This window comes from Phenylobacterium sp. (assembly GCF_035475775.1).
Taxonomy (GTDB): Bacteria; Pseudomonadota; Alphaproteobacteria; order Caulobacterales; family Caulobacteraceae; genus Phenylobacterium.
On the sequence record NZ_DATIMC010000096.1, the window covers coordinates 1 to 16,870 of the forward strand.

General features: G+C 70.0%; 15 protein-coding genes. 9 read left to right on the forward strand and 6 right to left on the reverse strand.

Translation table 11 applies throughout. The annotated features are described in order from the left end of the window. Positions 1-142: 142 nt before the first annotated feature. Entirely contained in the window at positions 143-892 is a 750-nt protein-coding gene (locus VLI41_RS12000) for an ABC transporter ATP-binding protein (RefSeq protein ID WP_325268313.1), read from the reverse strand. Further along, positions 889-1,725 (reverse strand): ABC transporter permease, encoded by an 837-nt coding sequence (locus VLI41_RS12005; protein WP_325268314.1) that lies wholly within the window; start codon positions 1,723-1,725, stop codon positions 889-891. The genes VLI41_RS12000 and VLI41_RS12005 overlap by 4 nt, the downstream gene beginning before the upstream one ends. 186 nt (positions 1,726-1,911) lie before the next feature. On the opposite strand from VLI41_RS12005, the gene VLI41_RS12010 reads away from it, so the two are divergent. After that, positions 1,912-2,985: a glycosyltransferase family 2 protein gene (locus VLI41_RS12010; protein WP_325268315.1), complete on the forward strand. Its 1,074-nt coding sequence runs from the start codon at positions 1,912-1,914 to the stop codon at positions 2,983-2,985. Next, the gene (locus VLI41_RS12015) at positions 2,982-3,344 is read left to right on the forward strand and encodes a DMT family transporter (protein ID WP_325268316.1); all 363 of its coding nucleotides are present in this window, start codon (positions 2,982-2,984) and stop codon (positions 3,342-3,344) included. The genes VLI41_RS12010 and VLI41_RS12015 overlap by 4 nt, the downstream gene beginning before the upstream one ends. Here VLI41_RS12015 and VLI41_RS12020 read toward each other — a convergent pair. After that, the gene (locus VLI41_RS12020) at positions 3,290-4,096 is read right to left on the reverse strand and encodes a PIG-L deacetylase family protein (protein ID WP_325268317.1); all 807 of its coding nucleotides are present in this window, start codon (positions 4,094-4,096) and stop codon (positions 3,290-3,292) included. The genes VLI41_RS12015 and VLI41_RS12020 overlap by 55 nt on opposite strands. A gap of 93 nt (positions 4,097-4,189) precedes the next feature. On the opposite strand from VLI41_RS12020, the gene VLI41_RS12025 reads away from it, so the two are divergent. Next, complete coding sequence (locus VLI41_RS12025; protein WP_325268318.1) at positions 4,190-5,620, forward strand: hypothetical protein; 1,431 nt, start codon at positions 4,190-4,192, stop codon at positions 5,618-5,620. Here the strand turns inward: VLI41_RS12025 and VLI41_RS12030 are convergent. Next, positions 5,542-6,366, reverse strand: coding sequence for a hypothetical protein (locus VLI41_RS12030; protein WP_325268319.1), 825 nt, complete (start codon positions 6,364-6,366; stop codon positions 5,542-5,544). The genes VLI41_RS12025 and VLI41_RS12030 overlap by 79 nt on opposite strands. 13 nt (positions 6,367-6,379) lie before the next feature. Next, the gene (locus VLI41_RS12035) at positions 6,380-7,450 is read right to left on the reverse strand and encodes a hypothetical protein (RefSeq protein WP_325268320.1); all 1,071 of its coding nucleotides are present in this window, start codon (positions 7,448-7,450) and stop codon (positions 6,380-6,382) included. Between the two features lie 136 nt (positions 7,451-7,586). On the opposite strand from VLI41_RS12035, the gene VLI41_RS12040 reads away from it, so the two are divergent. The 3 genes from VLI41_RS12040 (at position 7,587) to VLI41_RS12050 (ending at position 11,865) form a co-directional block, all read left to right on the forward strand. Next, positions 7,587-9,557, forward strand: coding sequence for a hypothetical protein (locus VLI41_RS12040; protein WP_325268321.1), 1,971 nt, complete (start codon positions 7,587-7,589; stop codon positions 9,555-9,557). Beyond that, a complete protein-coding gene (locus VLI41_RS12045; RefSeq protein ID WP_325268322.1) occupies positions 9,554-10,579 on the forward strand; it encodes a hypothetical protein in 1,026 nt (341 codons plus the stop codon). Before VLI41_RS12040 ends, VLI41_RS12045 begins: the two co-directional genes overlap by 4 nt. 74 nt (positions 10,580-10,653) lie before the next feature. Then, positions 10,654-11,865 carry a hypothetical protein gene (locus VLI41_RS12050; protein WP_325268323.1) on the forward strand — a complete coding sequence of 404 codons (1,212 nt, stop codon included), beginning with the start codon at positions 10,654-10,656 and terminating at the stop codon, positions 11,863-11,865. On the opposite strand, the gene VLI41_RS12055 is transcribed toward VLI41_RS12050, so the two are convergent. After that, positions 11,825-12,631, reverse strand: a complete 807-nt coding sequence (locus VLI41_RS12055) for a DUF6270 domain-containing protein (protein ID WP_325268324.1) — start codon at positions 12,629-12,631, stop codon at positions 11,825-11,827. The genes VLI41_RS12050 and VLI41_RS12055 overlap by 41 nt on opposite strands. Before the next feature lie 256 nt (positions 12,632-12,887). Between VLI41_RS12055 and VLI41_RS12060 the strand changes: the two genes are divergently transcribed. From VLI41_RS12060 to VLI41_RS12070, 3 genes are all read left to right on the forward strand, one after another. After that, a complete protein-coding gene (locus tag VLI41_RS12060) occupies positions 12,888-14,627 on the forward strand; it encodes a type I secretion system permease/ATPase (protein ID WP_325268325.1) in 1,740 nt (579 codons plus the stop codon). After that, a complete protein-coding gene (locus tag VLI41_RS12065) occupies positions 14,624-15,997 on the forward strand; it encodes an HlyD family type I secretion periplasmic adaptor subunit (RefSeq protein ID WP_325268326.1) in 1,374 nt (457 codons plus the stop codon). Before VLI41_RS12060 ends, VLI41_RS12065 begins: the two co-directional genes overlap by 4 nt. Before the next feature lie 211 nt (positions 15,998-16,208). Then, positions 16,209-16,870: calcium-binding protein (locus VLI41_RS12070; protein WP_325268327.1), on the forward strand; the 662-nt coding region annotated here is incomplete at its 3' end.

The window sequence follows — 16,870 nt, forward strand, 5'->3', positions numbered from 1 at the left end:
TGCCCGCTCTCCCGGCGAAAGCCGGGATCCAGATCTCCAGAACATGCCCGATTGGATCGGCTCAGCGCCTGTAGAAATCGCTTCTGAGTCATTCCATCTGGGTCCCGGCCTTCGCCGGGATGAGCGGTATGGGTGCCCTAGTCTAAGCCGCCAGGAGATCGTCGAGCTTGCGGATGTCGGTCACCGGCGAGGCGATCCCGCCGTCCAGGCGCATGACCTTGTTGCAGTAGAGGCGCAGCAGGTCGAGGTCGTGCGAGGCCAGCACCAGGATGCCCGCCCGTTCGACGAGGTTGAGCAGCCGCCGATGGGCGAGCTTCTGGAACTCGGCGTCGCCCACCGCGATCCACTCGTCCATCAACAGCACGTCGGCCTCGACCGCCGTCGCCGCCGCGAACGCCAGCCGCGCCTGCATGCCCGCCGAGTAGGTCTTCACCGGCATGGCGAGGAAGGGGCCGAGGCCGGAGAACTCGGCGATCTCGTCCATCCGCTCGTCGATCTGGCGCATGGTGAGGCCGGCGATGCGGCCGCGCAGGCGGATGTTGTCGTAGCCGGTGGCGGTCGGGTCGATCCCGAGGTTGAGGTCGAGCAGGGCGGCGATGTGGCCCTCGACTTCGACGGCGCCTTCGTCGGGTTCGTAGGCGCCGGACAGCGCGCGCAGCAGCGTGGTCTTCCCCGAACCGTTGTGGCCGATCAGGCCCAAGCGGTCGCCGGCCTTCAGCTCCAGGCTCAGGTTCGAGAGCGCGGTGACTTCGGTCGCGCCGTGGTGCTGGCCCAGGCGGCCGCCGATCGTGATCTTGGCCAGGTGCTTCTTCAGCGACTTGGCGTCGACCCCATAGACCGGGAAGCGCAGCGTCAGGTCCCGGCAGGAAATGGAGACGGGCGGGGCCTTCATAGGTAGTGGACGATCTTGCGCCGGGTGCGCGCGAAGAGCCAGAACGTCAGCGCCCAGCCGCCGGCGGCCATGCCCGCCAGGACGCCATAGGTGTGCGGCGCGACGGCCTCGCCGAGCAGCGGCGCGCGCACCGCGTCAAGCACGTGGTAGAACGGGTTGAAGTCCAGGACCCAGCGATAGCTGGGCGGAATACGGTCCGCCGGCCAATAGACCGGCGTCATGATCGCCGCCGCCTGGGTGATCGAGGCCACCGCCTGGGGAATGTCGCGGAAGCGGGCGGAGATGATCGCGACCGACATCGAAGCCCACGCGACGTTGACCACCAGGAAAACGAAGCCCAGCGCGGCGCCCAGGTAGTTGGCATGGCCCCAGAGGCCGGCCCAGACCAGCACCGCGGCCACGATGACGATGTGGTGCCCGAGGTTGATCAGGTTCCGCAGCACCGTGCGCCAGACGAAGGTGAAGATCGGCAGGCTGGTCTGCGACAGCATGCCGGCGGCCTGGACGAAGGTCTCGCACCCCTCGTTGATGGTCATGGTGACCATGCCGAAGAAGACGATGCCCACCGCGACCATCGGCACGAATTGGTGCGCCGGCACGCGGAAGAGGCCGCCCCACAACAGGCCGATGCCCAGCACCATCACGCCCATCGAGAGGGTGATCCAGAACGGGCCGAGGATCGAGCCGCGATAGCGGGAGACGACGTCGTGCCAGGCCAGCGACCAGGCCAGGTCGATCCGCTCGCCCGACGCGCGCAGGTCCCGCAGCGCCATCTGCGCCTCGAGCAGCGCGCCGCGCCGTCCGGTCCGCAGCATGTGGGTGGCGGTGTCCATGAACACTCCGCGCGAAGGCGCCGGCTGGTATCAGGCGCCGATTCGCCGCGCAAGGCGGCGGCCTTGCCGCCTTCATGGACCTCGATGCCAGTTGAAAGGTGCATGCTCAAGGCGCGGCGCTTGCGGCCTTTTGCCAGCCTCGCGCCTTCCGTGATAGCCGGATGGCGAGGGCATGACTGGAAGCGCATGACGTCCATCAACCAGATCGCGCGCGACGGGCCTCCGCCCGCTGGTCGGCGCCGGGCCGCGCCGGCGGCCAGCTCCACCCTCGAAGGCGCCGGCGTCTGGCTGGTGATCCCCTGCTATCGCGTGCAGGCGCACATCCTGGACGTGATCGCCAAGACCCCGCCGTGGGTGGAGGGGATCGTCTGCGTCGACGACGCCTGTCCCGAGCACACCGGCGACTTCGTGGAGGCCAACGCCCGGGACCGGAGGGTCGCGGTGGTCCGGCTCGACAGGAACCAAGGGGTCGGCGGGGCGACGCTCGCCGGCTACGCCGAGGCCGTCAGGCGCGGCGGCCGCATCCTGGTCAAGGTGGACGGTGACGACCAGATGGACCTGGGCTACATGAGCCAGCTCGTCGCGCCCATCCTGCTCGGCGAGGCCGACTATGCGAAGGGCAACCGCTTCACTTCGGTGAGCCACCTGCGCGCGATGCCGGCGGTGCGGGTGTTCGGAAACGCCGCGCTGTCCTTCGCGGCCAAGCTCTCCACGGGCTACTGGAACATCTTCGACCCGACCAACGGCTACACGGCCATCGAGGCGACCGTGGCCAAGCTGGTCATGCAGAAGCGCGTGTCCCCCCGCTTCTTCTTCGAGACGGACCTGCTCTACCACCTGGGCACCTTGCGCGCGGTCGTGCGCGACGTGCCGATGCCGGCCCGCTATGCGGACGAGGTCTCCAACCTCCGGATCGGCGCGATCGTCGGACCCTTCGCGCTCAAGCACCTGCGCAATTTTGTCCAGCGGGTGCTCGGCCAATATTTCGTGCGCGATTTCAGCGCCGCCAGCCTCGAGCTGGTGTTCGGCGTGTTCGGCATCCTGTTCGGCCTGGGCTACGCCGCGCATTACGTGGCCACCCGCACCCCCGGCCAGGTCGCCTCGGCCGGCGTGGTCATGGCCGCCGCCCTGCCGATCATTCTCGGCGCCCAGCTACTGCTGCAGGCGATCAACTTCGACGTGCTGAACGCGCCGACCCGGCCGATCCACCCCTACCTGCGAACCGTGCAGCGGCTGGAGCAGGGGGAGCCGCTCCCGTGAGCCCCAAGGACATCGCGCTCTGCGCGAGCGTGGCCGTCGCACTGCCACTGGGCCAGAGCCTCTTCAAGTTCGCCGCCCTCTACGACCAGCGGCTCTCCGGGCCGATGGTCATGCGGCTGGTCGCCAACTGGCCGCTGATGGCGGCGCTGGCCTGGTACGGGCTGGCGGCGATCCTGTGGTTCTATGTCCTGACCCGCGTGCCGCTGTCCACCGCCTACGCCTTCTCGCTGGTCGGCGCCTGCCTGGTGCCGCTGGTCGGCTGGATCGTGTTCAAGGAGCCGGCCAGCTGGCAGATGGGCGTCGGCTACGCGCTGATGACGGTGGGCTTCTTCCTGGTCCTGGCGCGGCCGGGTCTCTGACCCTCCTGCGCCGCCAGCGCCGCATCGACGGCGGCGCGGACGGTTCCGTAGGGCGTGCTGAACATGCGCTCGTAATGGAGCGGGCCCGCATGCGGGCGCTCGCGGATGCGTCCGGGCGCCAGGGCCTGGGCGGCGAATCCGCCGCGCGTCGCAAGGCTCAGGAACATCGCCGGCCAGAGCCCCAGCCAGTTCCAGGTCTGCGACGGGAAGAAGCGCACCGCAGCGATCCATGCGAGCCATTGGCGCGGGCTGAGCCTGACGCGGACCTCCGGCCCGTTCTCCGGAATCGGCGAACAGGCGCGGTAGAGCGGCTTCAACGGCCAGCGGCCGTTGTAGAGCCCGAACTGCTGGACGGGAACGCCGCCCCGCTCGGCCGCCAGGATCGTCGCCATCGCCGCGCAGCCGTCGTGGTCGGGATGGCCGCCCTCCCAGGCCGGGGTCACGAATCGCGTGGTCGGCGGCAGCCGGGCGAGGGCCTCGCGCAGCTTGGCGAGCGCGATGTCGAGGCCTTTGACGATCTGGCCGTCCAGCACGCCGGTCCCGGCGCCGACATGGATGGCGCGGTCCGGCTCGACGCCCAGGCTGGCGAGGAAGTTTTGCGTCTCCTTCAGGCGCCGCGCGGCGTTCCGGGGGTCGCGGTAGTCGGCCACGTAGAGGAACCAGCAGGCCTCGCCCGCGGCGCGGGCCTGAAGGATCAGGGGCAGGGCGCAGTACTCGTCGTCGAAGTGCGCCAGGAGGAAGGCTGCGGCCATGGCCTTCGAATCCCACGCCGCGGCGGGCGTCTCAATAGGGCTTCTCAGCCGCCGCGGCGCGACATATCGCAGGGGCGAGCAGCGGGGAGGAGCATGCGCAGCGTCGGCCCGAGAGGGGAAGCGGAACTCACGGCGAGCCCCGGCGCGCGGGGCGCGGGCTGGCTGGCGCTCGCCGCGGGCTACGGCCTGATGCTGTGGCAGAACCTGCCGGGCCATCTCTCGGTGGATTCGATCATCGAGCTCCACGAGGGCCGGTTCCATGTCCGGGAGACCTGGGGCCCGGCGATCTTCCCGTTCATCCTGGGGATCTTCGATCGGATCGCACCGGGGACCGCGCTCTACCTGATCGTCAGCGCGCTGCTGCTCTATGGCGCCTGGGCGCTGCTGCCACGGCTGGCGGGTCGGGCTTCCTGGTGGTTTCCGCTGGCGGCCCTCGGCGCGGTGCTCACGCCCAACATCCTGATCTACCAGGGGATCGTCTGGCACGACGTGCTGTTCGCCGACACGGCGACGGCGGGATTCCTGTGTCTCGCCTTCGCCGGCCGGGACTGGCAGGGCTCGCGCCGCCCCTGGATTCGGCTGGCCGTCGCGGTCCTGTTCCTCGCGGTCGCGGGGCTGCTACGGCAGAACGGCATCGTGATCCTCGCCCCCGCCGCTGCGGCCGTGGCCTGGATGGCGCGCGCCGGCGGCTGGCGTCGGGCGGCGGCCTGGGGCGCCGGCTGGTTGCTCGCCGCCGTCGCCGCGACGGCCGTGCTCTCCGTTACGGCGCTCCCCCAGGGTCCGACGTTCGAGAAGGCCGACGCCCAGGGCCTGCGGGTTCTCGAGGTCTACGACCTGGCCGGCGGCCTGGCGCGAGATCCCGCCCTGCCGCTGGCGCACATCGCGCGCGACGACCCGGCCACGGCCGCGGCGCTCCGGGCCACGGCGCCGCAGTTCTACTCTCCGCAGCGGGTGGATTTCATCGACGAGGTGGAGAAGCTCAATCACCGGCTCGCCCGGATCCCTTCGAAGGCGCTGTTCGGCGACTGGCTGGACATGGTCCTGCATCGGCCCGACCTCTACCTGGCGCACCGCTGGGACGTCTTCCGCTGGGTGTTCGCCACCCCGGTGATCGACCGCTGCCTGCCGGTCTACCTCGGCATCGACGGCCCGCCGCAGGAAATGGAGGAGCTCGGACTCGAGAAGGTCTGGGGCGAGCGGGACCAGCGGCTCTACAACTACTCGACCTGGTTCTATGACACCCCGGTGATGTCGCACGTGGCCTATGCCGTGCTGGCGCTGGTTCTGTTCGGGGTCTTCGTGTTCAGGCGCCGGCCCGTCGACGGCGCGCTGGCGGCCATGCAGGCCGCGGGCCTGATCTTCGCGGCGAGCTTCTTCCCCGTGTCGCTCGCCTGTGACTATCGCTATCTCTACTTCTTGGACGTGGCGGCGCTCACCGGGCTGCTCTATTTCGCCGCCGATCCACGGCTGCGGGGGCCAGACCGGCGTGCGCCGCCTGCCACACGGGGGCGCGGAGCGGTGTAGCGCTCGATCCAGGCGCCGGCGAGGTCGAGCCGGGGCAGCCGCGCCTCGACGAAGCGGTACAGCGAGAGCTGCCGGCCAAGGCCGAAGCTTCTCACCCGGACCCGCTGGAACAGCCCCTCGATCAGCATCTCGATCTCGCGGGCGCTATTGACGTGCTCGTGGCGCATCAGATCCCCGTAGTCGAGCCCGTGCCGCAGGCGGAACTCGAGGCCCGTGGTCAGGCTCCAGCCGAGCGTCCAGAGCAGCCCGCCCTCGGCGGGGATCGCCGCGCGGAAGATGCCGTCCGCGGCGAGCATCTGGGCCGCGCGGGCCAGCACCAGCGGCAGGTCGCAGATATGCTCCAGGGCCGCGACGCTGGTGATCCGCTCGTAGCGCGAGTCCCTCGGCGCCTCGGCGATGTCGGCGTAGGCGCGGCGGATGCGACTTCGCTCCGGCGAATCGGCGAACAGCTCGGCGAACGGCTCGACGATGTCGTAGGGCGCGGTGAATGGCTCATAGCGGAGCTGATTGAGCGTGCCGGCGCCGAGCTCGAGCGTGGAGCGAACCGCCCCGCCGCGGAGGTCGGCGGCGACTTGCCGGTGCATCCAGGCTTCCAACCGCTGCGAAAGCGAGGCTGCGGTCGTCGCGCCGGTCCGGTTCGCCTTGTATTGCCGGGCATAGATCTCCTGGATCGCAGGCGGCAGCGGCGGGCGCACTTTCGGATAGCGCGCCAGCAGGAATTCGAGATGGTTCGGCCGGCTGGCCATCGGCGTACTCCCCTCAGGGCGCGGCGAGCGCTGCGTCCAGCTCGGCCTCGGCTTGGTCGACCGCGCGATAGAAGGCCCTCAGCTCCGCTTCGAAGTGCTCGCGCTCCCGCGCCGCGGCCTCGCGCAGCTCGCCGAACTGGGCCCGGGCGTGGGCCAGCTCGGCGCGGGCTTCCCGCAGCTCGCCGCGCAGCTGGTCCACTTCGCGCGACGTCGGCGAGACCAGCGGCCCCATCTCCTCGGCCCGGCGGACGAGCTCCTGCGTGGCGCGATCGAGCGGCGCCGACTCGGGATTCTGGTCGGCTGCAGCCGAACGGAACCAGCCGTAGACATCTGCGGCCAGCTCGCCAGCCCAGCCCAGCGCGCGCAGGCTCCCGCCACCCGCATTGTGCCGCAGGGAGGCGGACAGGAAGCGGTCGATCGCCTTGCCGGCGCGCTCGGTGAGCTTCGGCAGCGGCGCGCCATGGGCGGCCTCGATGCGCGCCGCCTCGGCCCGCCAGTCGGTCAGCAGCGCGTCGTAGGAGACGAACGCCCGCGGCAGGTCGCGGCTGTAGGCCTCGGCGGCCAGCATGTAGGACGACCACAGGAGCACCGACTTCTGGGGCGGAAACCCGTTCCGTCGTTCGAGCGAACCCGCCACCGCCAGAGGATGGCGAACCGGAATCACGCAGCGCGCGCCGATCTCCAGGTCGGCCAGGGCCGTGCGCCAGAACGGCAGCAGGATGCTGATGCGAGGATCCTTCAGCAGCGGATGCGCCGCGCCCGCATACTCCTCCTCGAAGAGCGCCTCCGCCCGGTTCAGCCAGGCGCGCTCGGCGCGGCGGCCGAGAGGGCGGAAGGGATAGCCGAACACATCCTCCCAGGCCCCGCCCGCGCTCCGCAGGCGCTCGTCGTTGAACAGGGCGATCTTCCAGGGCTCGAAGTACCCCTTCGCGTTGTGCTCGTCTCCGGGCATCAGGTTGGTCGGCAGCTGCGCCCCGGCGAGCGCCAGCACCTGGGCCGCCGCCGAAGTCCCCGAGCGGTGCATGCCCAGCACCAGATAGGCGGTGCGCTGCGGATTGGAGCGGGCGGCCGTGTCGGGGGTCATGTCCTGCGAAGTTCTGCGCGCGCGAGCGCCCTGCTTAGGAGCCGCCGCCGATGGTCGCAAGCGGCGGGGAGTGGTTGATCGGCCGGGGCGGGTGGTGCACACGAAATCCAGCTCGCCGTCCCAGGAGCTCGCGCGCATGGCCGCCAAGGCGCCACCCGACGAAGCACAACGGATCGTCTCGCTGGCCCTCGACGCGGCGTTCTATCGCACAGTCTACGCCGACGCGCCGGGCGCCGCGCGCGATCCCCTGAAGCACTACGTCGAGAGGGGCTGGCGCGAAGGCCGCGACCCGGCGCCCTGGTTCTCCACTCGCCGCTACCTGGAGACCTATCCCGAGATCGCCAAGGCGCGCATCGACCCTTTCCAGCACTACCTGCGGGTGGGCCGCCGGGAAGGCCGGGACGTCTTCCCGTCGGATCGCGCGGTGAGCTACTTCGCCCCGCAACTGCGCGCCGGGCGAGCGCCGGGCTGGACCCTCGAGGCCTTGCTGGCGCCGGCTTCGGAGGCCGAGCCGTCGGCGGGTGCGTCGCCCGCGGCTCCGGTCCTCGCGGCGGAGCGGGCGCTGACCGCGACGGAGTTCGACGCGGAGTTCTATCTGGGCGCCCACCCCGACGTGGCGGCCGGAGGGATCGACGCCCTGGATCATTTCCTGGCGCGCGGCTGGCGCGAAGGCCGCGACCCGAACCGCCGGTTTTCGGTCAAGGACTATCTCGAACTCTACCCCGATGTCGCCGCGGCAGGGATCAACCCCTTCGTGCACTACCTGCGCGCCGGCCGCGCGGAAGGTCGACTGGCGCGCCAGGCGCCGGATTTCCGATACCGGATCCTGGCTCATCTGGTTCCGGTGGACCTGCGCCTCCAAGCGGCGACCGAGGCCGCGCGGCGCGGGCGAGCCGCCCCGGCTGCGGCGCTGCGGGCGGCGCTGTCCACCTCCCGAAGCGGTCTGGCGGCCCTGCACGTCACCTTCAGCCACGACGACTACACGGCCAATGTCGGCGGGATCCAATCCTGCCTCCAGAGGGAAGCGGCCGCCGTCGCGGAGCTTGGCCGCGATCATCTCCACCTGCATTCGGCGACACCGTGGCCCTTGGTGCGGACCGCGGAGCGAGCCCTCCTCGGCGTGGTCTGGAACGGCGTATCGGCGGGGGCCTATCGCGCGCAGACGATCGCAAGCGTGCTGCGCGAAGGGTTGCGCCACGCTCCGGCCGGGCCGAAGTCCTTCGCCCTGCACAGCCTGCTCGGCCACGCCGTCGCCGAAGTCACGGCGATCCTGCAGGCTGTCGGTCAGCGGCGAGGGTTTTTCTGGCTGCACGATTTCGCGAGTCTCTGCGCGGGTTTCCACCTGATGCGCAACGACGTGGCCGACTGCGGCGCGCCGCCGCCCGACAGCCCCGCCTGCGGCATCTGCGTCTATGGCCCCTGGCGCGCGCGTCACCTGGCCGCCCACCAGGCGCTCTTCGACGCGTTCGAGCTGACGGTGGTGAGCCCGTCTCAGACGACGCTCGACTTCTGGCGCAACGCGTGGCGATTCCCGGCTCGCGGTGAAGTCGTCGTCAGCCACGCCAGGCTCGAGCCTCGGGGACCGGCTCCGTCGGCCGCGGCGCGTCCGTTCCGGCTGGCCTTCGCGGGCATGCCCGTGACGCACAAGGGCTGGCCGGTGTTCAGGGAGCTCGCCGTGCGGTTCGGAGACGACCCGCGATATGAGTTCCTGCATCTCGGCGCCGTCCGCGACCCCGACTCGCCGACCGGCTTCACGGATGTGGCGGTCACCGCCGAACGGCCGCTGGCGATGCGCGATGCGCTGGAGGCCGCCGTCTGCGACGCCGTGCTCATCTGGCCGCTCTGCCGCGAGACCTTCTCCTTTACGGCGCACGAGGTGGTCGCCGCCGGCGCGGCGGTGATCACCAATCCGGATAGCGGCAATGTCGCGGCCTTCGTCGGCCAGGGTCGGCGCGGCCGGATCTTCTCCGACGAGGCGGCGCTGACCGCCGCGTTCGAGTCGGGCGAAGTCCTCGACCTGGCGCGCGGCGCACGCGCGGCGCAGCTCTACGATCTCTCCTACAGCCGCATGACCGCCGAGCTGCTCACGCCGGAGGCGGACGCGTGAAGGTGCTCTGCTACTCCAGCTTCACCTTCTCGTACCTGAACCGCGCGCGGGTGCTGTTCCAGACGCTTCGCCGTTTCCATCCGGATTGGGAGCTGGTGGCGCTGATCACCGACCGCGCGCCGGAGGGTTTCGACTTCGATCCGGCCTCCGAGCCGTTCGACCGGGTGGTGTGGGCGCACGACCTCGCGGTGCCGCACTTCCCGAGCTGGCTTTTCAAGCATGACGTCGTCGAGGCCTGCACGGCCGTGAAGGGGCCGTTCATGCGCCAGGCCTGCGCGTCGGGCGCCGAGGCCGTCATCTACCTCGATCCCGACACCGCGCTGTTCGCGCCCCTGGATCCGCTGCTCGCCTGGCTCGAGGACCACGACATCCTGCTGACGCCGCACCTGATCGACCCCAATGACGAGCCCGCCGCGATCGCCGACAATGACCTCTCGGCCTCGCGGACGGGCATCTTCAACCTGGGGTTCGCCGCGATCCGCACCGCCGGCGAAGGGGCCCGGTTCGCCAGGTGGTGGAACGATCGTCTGCTCGACTACTGCTTCGACGACATCCCCGACGGCCTGTTCGTGGACCAGCGCTGGTGCGACCATGTCCCCGCCCTGTTCGACAAGGTCAAGGTGGTCCGTGACCCCGGCTACAACGTCGCGAGCTGGAACCTCAGCCGGCGCACCGTGGCGATCGACAGGCAGGGGGCGATCCGCGTGAACGGCGAGCCGCTTCGGTTCTGGCATTTCACCAAGCTCGGTCCGCTTGGCGACGCCATGACCAGGCGGTACGCGGGCGCGAACTTCCCGGTCTACGAGGTGTGGAGCTGGTACAAGCGGCAGGTTTCCGCCGCCACCGACCCGGCCATCCCGGAGCGGTGGTGGGCCTTCGGCGCCTACGCGGACGGCGTTCCCGTCGAGCGGGCGCATCGGCTGCTCTATCGCACGCGCGCGGACCTGCAGGCGGCCTTCCCCGACCCGTTCGCCTCCGGGCGCGGAACCTATCAGCGATGGCTCGAGCAGGAGGGCGCGTGAGCGGCCGTGGGGCGGCTCGCCTTGACACTCCGAGGCCCGCGTCCGAGACAACCGCCCCAGGCAAGGGGGCGCCGGTGTCCGATTCCAAGTCGTCGAGCGGCGCCGGAGGCGCCGCCGCCAGGCTGCTGGAAAAGGTGGAGACCGCCACCGGACAGCTCGTCCAGTCGCGCGCGCTCGCCCAGCAGGCCCAGGTGCGCGAAGCGCTCACCCGCACCGAGCTCACGCTGGCCCTCAACCAGGCGCTGATCGGACGCGCCGAGGCGCAGGCCCGCCTGCGCGACCTCGCCTTGGAGGCCTACCGGGCGAGCCGCCGGCCGCAGCGCCTGCGAACACGGCGTTCGCTGAGCCGGGCGCTCGATCAGCTGCTCGCGCCGCTGGGCTCGCCGGGCAAGGCGCTGGTGATCGCGCGCGCCGGCGTCTGGCGCGGATCGGGACGCGCCATCTTCGACCTGAGGCACATGGCCGCCTACGCCCGCTGCGGCGCCGATCCGCAGGTCCCGCCGCCGGCGCTGTTCGACCAGGCCTGGTATCTGAGCGGCAATCCGGACGTGGCGGCGGCCGGCGCCTCGCCGCTGGTCCACTACCTGCTGCAGGGCGCCGACGATGGACGAGCCCCGCATCCGCTGTTCCACGTGGGCTATTACCGGCGGGAGAACGCGGCGGACCTCGCCGCCACCGGCCTGACGCCGCTCGAGCATTTCATCCGGCGCGGGGCGGCGCTCGGGCGCAGCCCTCACCCGCTGTTCGACATCGCCTTCTACCTCGCCCAATCGCCGGATCTGCAGCAGGGCGAGGACCCTCTGAGCCACTACCTGCGCGTCGGCTGGACGCGCGGGCTTGCGCCCCACCCGCTCGTCGATCCGGCCTGGTACCGACAGCGTGCGCCGCGTCCGGCGCGCCTCGTCCCGCCCCTGCTGCATTACGTCGAGACCGGCTGGCGCCAGGGCCTGTCGCCGCACGCGCTGTTCGATCCTCAGTGGTACCTGGCGCAGAATCCCGACGTCGGGCAGTCCGGCCACGAGCCGCTGAGCCATTTCGTGCTCGACGGGGCGGCCGACGGCCGCAGCCCCAGCCCCTGGTTCGATCTCCCGCACTATGTGACGGCGCGGGGCGACGGGCTCGCCCCTGGCGCCAATCCGCTGGTCGACTACCTGCAGGGCGGCGCCTGGGCGGTGGCGGAGCCGCGGCCGGGATTCCCGACCGCCGCCTATCTCGCCGCCACACCGGAGCTCGTGCGCGAGGGGATCACGCCGCTCGAGCACTGGGCCCGCCGCCAGGCGGCCTGAGCCGGCGTTCGACGCCGAGCGCCTGGAGCTGACGCCGGATCTCGTCGTAGTAGGCCGGAACGTAATGAAAGGGGCTCAGGCCCCAGCGGTGCCCGTCGTCGGCGATGTGGTGGTCCGGCGCGGCGACCTCGGCCATCGGCGGCATCAGCCTGCGGAACTCGGCCTCATAGGACGCCAGCAGCCGGTTGTGCGCGCCCAGGTCGGTCGCACGCCCGGGCAGGATCTCGACGCCGCTCAGCGGCCGCTCGCGGCCCTTGCGGTCGCGCCGCGAGGCCGCCCAGCGGGCGGCATGCAGGATCAGCCGGGCGTCCTTCAGCGAGGTGGCGCGCACGAAGGCGGCGAATTCGCCGGCGGCCTCCGCCCAGAGCCGTTCGCAGGCCCCCGAGAGCCGCGGGATCGCGCGGGCGGCCCGGAACGGCGGCTGAGCCATGTAGCCGCTGACCTCGAGCTCCCAGCTGTGGGTGACGGTCGCGCCCTTCACCGCAAGCAGATCGAACCGCTCGTCGATGAAGTCGAAGATCACGTGGGTCGGACGGAACGCCACGAGCTCGGCGAGGGCGGTCTTCCTAATGTCGGCGACGAGCGCCCAATGCTGTTGCCCATGAAGCCCATCCGGGAGCCGTTCCGCGGGCCTGAAGCCTTTGACCGGCGCCGAAAACAGGCTCGGCAGGCTGGTGCGCGACACATAGAGCAGATCGGGGGCGTCGCCACGGATCGGCCACAGATCGCGGGTTATGCAGCTGCCGATGATGGCGATCCGCGACATGTCGGCTCCCCCGCGCTCCGCAGCGTGGAGGCGGCTCCCGCGCCTTTTAGCATGCGCCCGCCCTACGGCCACGGCGCGACCTCTTGGCCAAGTGATTCGCGCCGCGATTGACATCACAAGCACCCCTGCGCATCTCTCCGCCGCCCCGGGGTTCGGGCTGAAATTCCTGAAGCTTAGCTAATCGAACGGTGTTCACTCTTCCTGGACCGGCTATGCTTTACGCTGGTCCAAACTCGCAACGGACGGCTCGGCTCGCATGAAGTTCCTCACGTTCCTGGTGAACCAGCCCGACAACGTGCTCACGCGGGCGCTGGGCGATGCGAAAAAGCCGTTCATGGTCGCGGCCGTGTTCAGCTTCTTCACCAACGTCCTCTACATGGCGCTGCCGCTGTACACCTACCAGGTCTACGGCCGGGTGATGGTGAGCCAGAACCAGGCCACCCTGTGGATCCTGACGCTGGTCACGCTGTTCGTCTTCATGGTCTCCAGCACCATCGACGACTTCCGGGCGCGCATCCTGATCAACTACGGGGTCATGCTCGACCAGCGCGTCTCGGGCCGCATCTTCTCGGGCCTGTTCGACGCCGCCGTGCGTGGCGATCCGAGCGCCCGCTCCCAGGCGCTGCGAGATCTGGATTCCTTCCGCCAGACCCTGACCGGGGTGGCCGCGGCGGCGTTCTTCGACCTGCCCTGGATGCCCGTCTTCCTGCTCGTCCTGTTCCTCATCAACCCGTGGCTGGGATTCGCCTCGACGGCGGGCGCCCTGGCGCTGCTCGGCCTGGCGCTCGCCCAGGAGCGGGCGATCCGTCCGCCGGCCCGCGAGGCCAACGACGCCGCCCTGAAGAGCTACGCCTTCACCGAGGCGGCGCTGCGCAACGGCGAGGTGGTCCGCGCCATGGGCATGCTGCCGACGCTGGGCGCGGCCTGGGCGCGCCACCGGCAGGTGACCATCGAGCGCGGCGCCCACGCCTCCGAGAAGTCGAACACCTACACCGACATCATCAAGACGCTGCGCATGGGCATCCAGGTGCTGGTCATCGGCATCGGCGCGGCCCTGATCCTGGACCACAAGATGGCCCAGGGCATGATCTTCGCGAACATGATCCTGGTCAGCCGCGCCCTGCAGCCGATCGAGCGCATCGTCAGCGCCTGGGAGCCGCTCAACAACATGGCGCGCTCGCACGGCCGGCTCATGGAGCTGCTGCAGAAGGCCGAGCCGCCGACGCCGGTCACCGCGCTGCCGCGCCCCACCGGCCGGCTCAGCGTGGAAGGGATCAATTTCGCGCCGCCGGGCGCCCAGCGGCTGATCCTCGCCAACCTCAACTTCCGCATCGAGCCCGGCGAGATGCTGGGCGTCATCGGGCCCTCGGGGGCCGGCAAGTCGACGCTGGCCCGCCTGCTGGTCGGCATCTGGCGTCCGATCAACGGCTCCGTGCGCCTGGACGGGGCGGACGTGTTCACCTGGGATCGCGCCGATTTCGGCAGGCACGTGGGCTACCTGCCGCAGGACACCGAGCTGTTCGCGGGCACCGTGCGCGACAACATCGGCCGCTTCCGCGACGACGTCGCCGACGAGGAGGTGGTGCGCGCCGCCACGCTCGCGGGGGTCCACGAGCTCATCCTGCGAATGCCCAAGGGCTACGACACCGACGTCGGCGAGGGCGGTGTGGTGCTGTCGGCCGGTCAGCGGCAACGCATCGGGCTGGCGCGCGCCATGCTGGGGGAGCCCGCCTACATCGTGCTCGACGAGCCGAACGCCAGCCTCGACGCCGAGGGCGAGGACGCCCTGCTGAAGGCCATCGAGGCCATGAAGGCCAAGGGCGCGACGGTGGTGGTGATCTCCCACAAGCCGGGCATCTTTCGCTCGGCCGACAAGCTGCTGGTCCTGCGCGAAGGGCGCATCGACCTGTTCGGGCCGAGGGACCAGGTGATGGCCCGGCTCATGAAGCCGGCGGACAAGCCCGCCGACGTGCGCGCGATCGAGGGCGGCCGATGAAGCTGGAACTGGGACCTGTCCGCTCGAGCTACGTCGCGCCCGCCTTCGGCCGCGACGACCTGGTGCCGGTCGATCCGCGGCTGCAGCAGCGCCTGCGTCGGCCGATGATCGTCGGCGCCGCCGTGATCGGGATCTTCGTGGTGGGGCTGGGGCTGTGGGCGTCGCTCACGCCGCTGGCGTCGGGCGTCACGGCGCCGGGCCAGGTGACGGTCGAAGCGAACCGCAAGACGATCCGCCACAAGGACGTCGGCACGGTCCGTGAGATCCTGGTGAAGGAAGGCGAGCTGGTTCATGCCGGCCAGCCGCTGATCACCTTCGACGACACCGAGGCCAAGGCCGCCTACGACGTCTACCAGAATCAGGTCGACAGCCTGATCGCCCAGACGGCGCGGCTGACGGCGGAAGCCACCGGCCGCCCCAGCGTGCAATTCCCGGCCGATCTCACCGCGCGGGCCGCCGACCCGCGGGTGGCGGCGCTGATTCGCGACCAGGAATTCCTCTTCACCACCAAGATGCAGCTGTTCCAGAGCCAGTCCGCCGTGCTGCAGCAGCGTCTCGATCAGATCCAGAACCAGGTGGTCGGCGACCAGGCGCAGGTCGATTCGGTCGATGAGCAGCGCAAGCTCACGGTCGAGGAGATGAACAGCTTCATGCCGCTCTACGAGAAGGGCTATGCGCCGAAGACGCGCATCCTGGCCTATCAGCGGCAGATCGCCGACCTGGTGGGCCGCAAGGGCCAGCTCGTCGCCGACATCGCCCGGCTGCACCAGCAGCAGGGCGAGACGCGCATGCAACTCGTCTCGCTGCGCGACCAGCGTCAGAGCCAGGCGGCCGACGAACTGCGCGACGCGCAGAGCAAGCTCTCCGACGCCGAACCGCGACTCACCGCCGCCAAGGAGACCTTCGACGAGACCGTCGTGCGCGCCCCGGTGGACGGCTACATCTTCAACCTGACTCAGTTCACCCAGGGCGGGGTCGCCGGCGGCTCGGAGCCCTTGATGGACATCGTGCCTTCGAACTCGCCGCTGATGGTCACCACCATGGTGAATCCGGTGGACATCTCGCAGGTGCACGTCGGCATGGACGCGCAGGTGCGGCTGATTGGCCCCAATCCGCGCTGGAACAGCCCGCTCCCCGCCAAGGTGGTGGTCGTCTCCGCCGACCGGCTGACCAACGAGAAGTCCGGCCAGTCGTTCTATCGCGTCGATCTGCGCATCGATCCGAAGGACCTCAAGACCCTGGAGCGGACCACCAAGGTGACGCCCGGAATGACCGCTTCGGGCATGATCGTGACCGGCAAGCGCACCATCATGGGCTTCCTCGTTTCGCCCGTCACGGACACCCTGCATCACGCCTTCCGCGAACAGTAGTTGCGGCCCGGATACACTCGGTAAGGAGCCGGTTCGTCGCACCTTTTAGGTGTTGCGCAGATTGCACGCTTCCGATACGTCTGCACCTGGGCTCGTTTAACCTTCGCTGCGGCGCTGCCGTGGCGTTGGGGGAGATTGGACCGCTGGGACACTCCAACCCGCTTGGGGGTCAGGCGTGCCGGGGTCCGTGTGACACAGACTGGAGAGACTAATGGCGACTTTTGTTTTCGAGACGATGACCGCGGCTCAAGCGACATCGTTCAATGGGGCGACGGATACGATCGTATTCCAAAACACCGCGTCTTCGGGTGCGAAGATGTCGGTGGCCTATGAATTCACCACCACGGCTCCGAGCGCGACGTCCAACGGCGGCGTCACGGTCAAGGACGTGGTGATCACCGATCTGTCGGACGGTATCTCGCACACCTTCGGCACCGGCGCGCTGGGTACGAACAGCTTCCTGTTCCCGGACGCCTCGACGCTGTTCGTCGGCGGCACGATCGACGACGTCTCTAGCGGCGACGCCAAGGCCTCGAGCACCAACGACGGGCTGTTCGGGGGCCTGGGCGACGACAGCCTCTTCGGCGGCGGTGGCAATGACGTGCTGCAAGGCAACCAGGGTTTCGACACGCTGGACGGCGGCACGGGCAACGACACCATCTTCGGCGGCCAGGACGACGACCTCATCAACGGCTCGAGCGGCCATGACTTCGTGAACGGCAACAAGGGGGCCGACACCCTCGACTATTCGAACGACACGACGGGCTCGACGCTGCTCGGCGGCCAAGGCGACGATTTGATCTTCGGCGGCACGGGCAACGACTTCATCAACGGCAACCTCGGCAATGACGACATCGAGGTCTCAGGCGGCGG

What these genes read in the sequence shown, in the direction of transcription:
- VLI41_RS12000 (WP_325268313.1), bottom strand. Translation starts at nt 892, where the DNA reads ATGAAGGCCCCGCCCGTCTCCATTTCCTGCCGGGACCTGACGCTGCGC.
- VLI41_RS12005 (WP_325268314.1), bottom strand. Translation starts at nt 1,725, where the DNA reads ATGGACACCGCCACCCACATGCTGCGGACCGGACGGCGCGGCGCGCTG.
- VLI41_RS12010 (WP_325268315.1), top strand. Translation starts at nt 1,912, where the DNA reads ATGACGTCCATCAACCAGATCGCGCGCGACGGGCCTCCGCCCGCTGGT.
- VLI41_RS12020 (WP_325268317.1), bottom strand. Translation starts at nt 4,096, where the DNA reads ATGGCCGCAGCCTTCCTCCTGGCGCACTTCGACGACGAGTACTGCGCC.
- VLI41_RS12025 (WP_325268318.1), top strand. Translation starts at nt 4,190, where the DNA reads ATGCGCAGCGTCGGCCCGAGAGGGGAAGCGGAACTCACGGCGAGCCCC.
- VLI41_RS12030 (WP_325268319.1), bottom strand. Translation starts at nt 6,366, where the DNA reads ATGGCCAGCCGGCCGAACCATCTCGAATTCCTGCTGGCGCGCTATCCG.
- VLI41_RS12035 (WP_325268320.1), bottom strand. Translation starts at nt 7,450, where the DNA reads ATGACCCCCGACACGGCCGCCCGCTCCAATCCGCAGCGCACCGCCTAT.
- VLI41_RS12040 (WP_325268321.1), top strand. Translation starts at nt 7,587, where the DNA reads ATGGCCGCCAAGGCGCCACCCGACGAAGCACAACGGATCGTCTCGCTG.
- VLI41_RS12055 (WP_325268324.1), bottom strand. Translation starts at nt 12,631, where the DNA reads ATGTCGCGGATCGCCATCATCGGCAGCTGCATAACCCGCGATCTGTGG.
- VLI41_RS12060 (WP_325268325.1), top strand. Translation starts at nt 12,888, where the DNA reads ATGAAGTTCCTCACGTTCCTGGTGAACCAGCCCGACAACGTGCTCACG.
- VLI41_RS12065 (WP_325268326.1), top strand. Translation starts at nt 14,624, where the DNA reads ATGAAGCTGGAACTGGGACCTGTCCGCTCGAGCTACGTCGCGCCCGCC.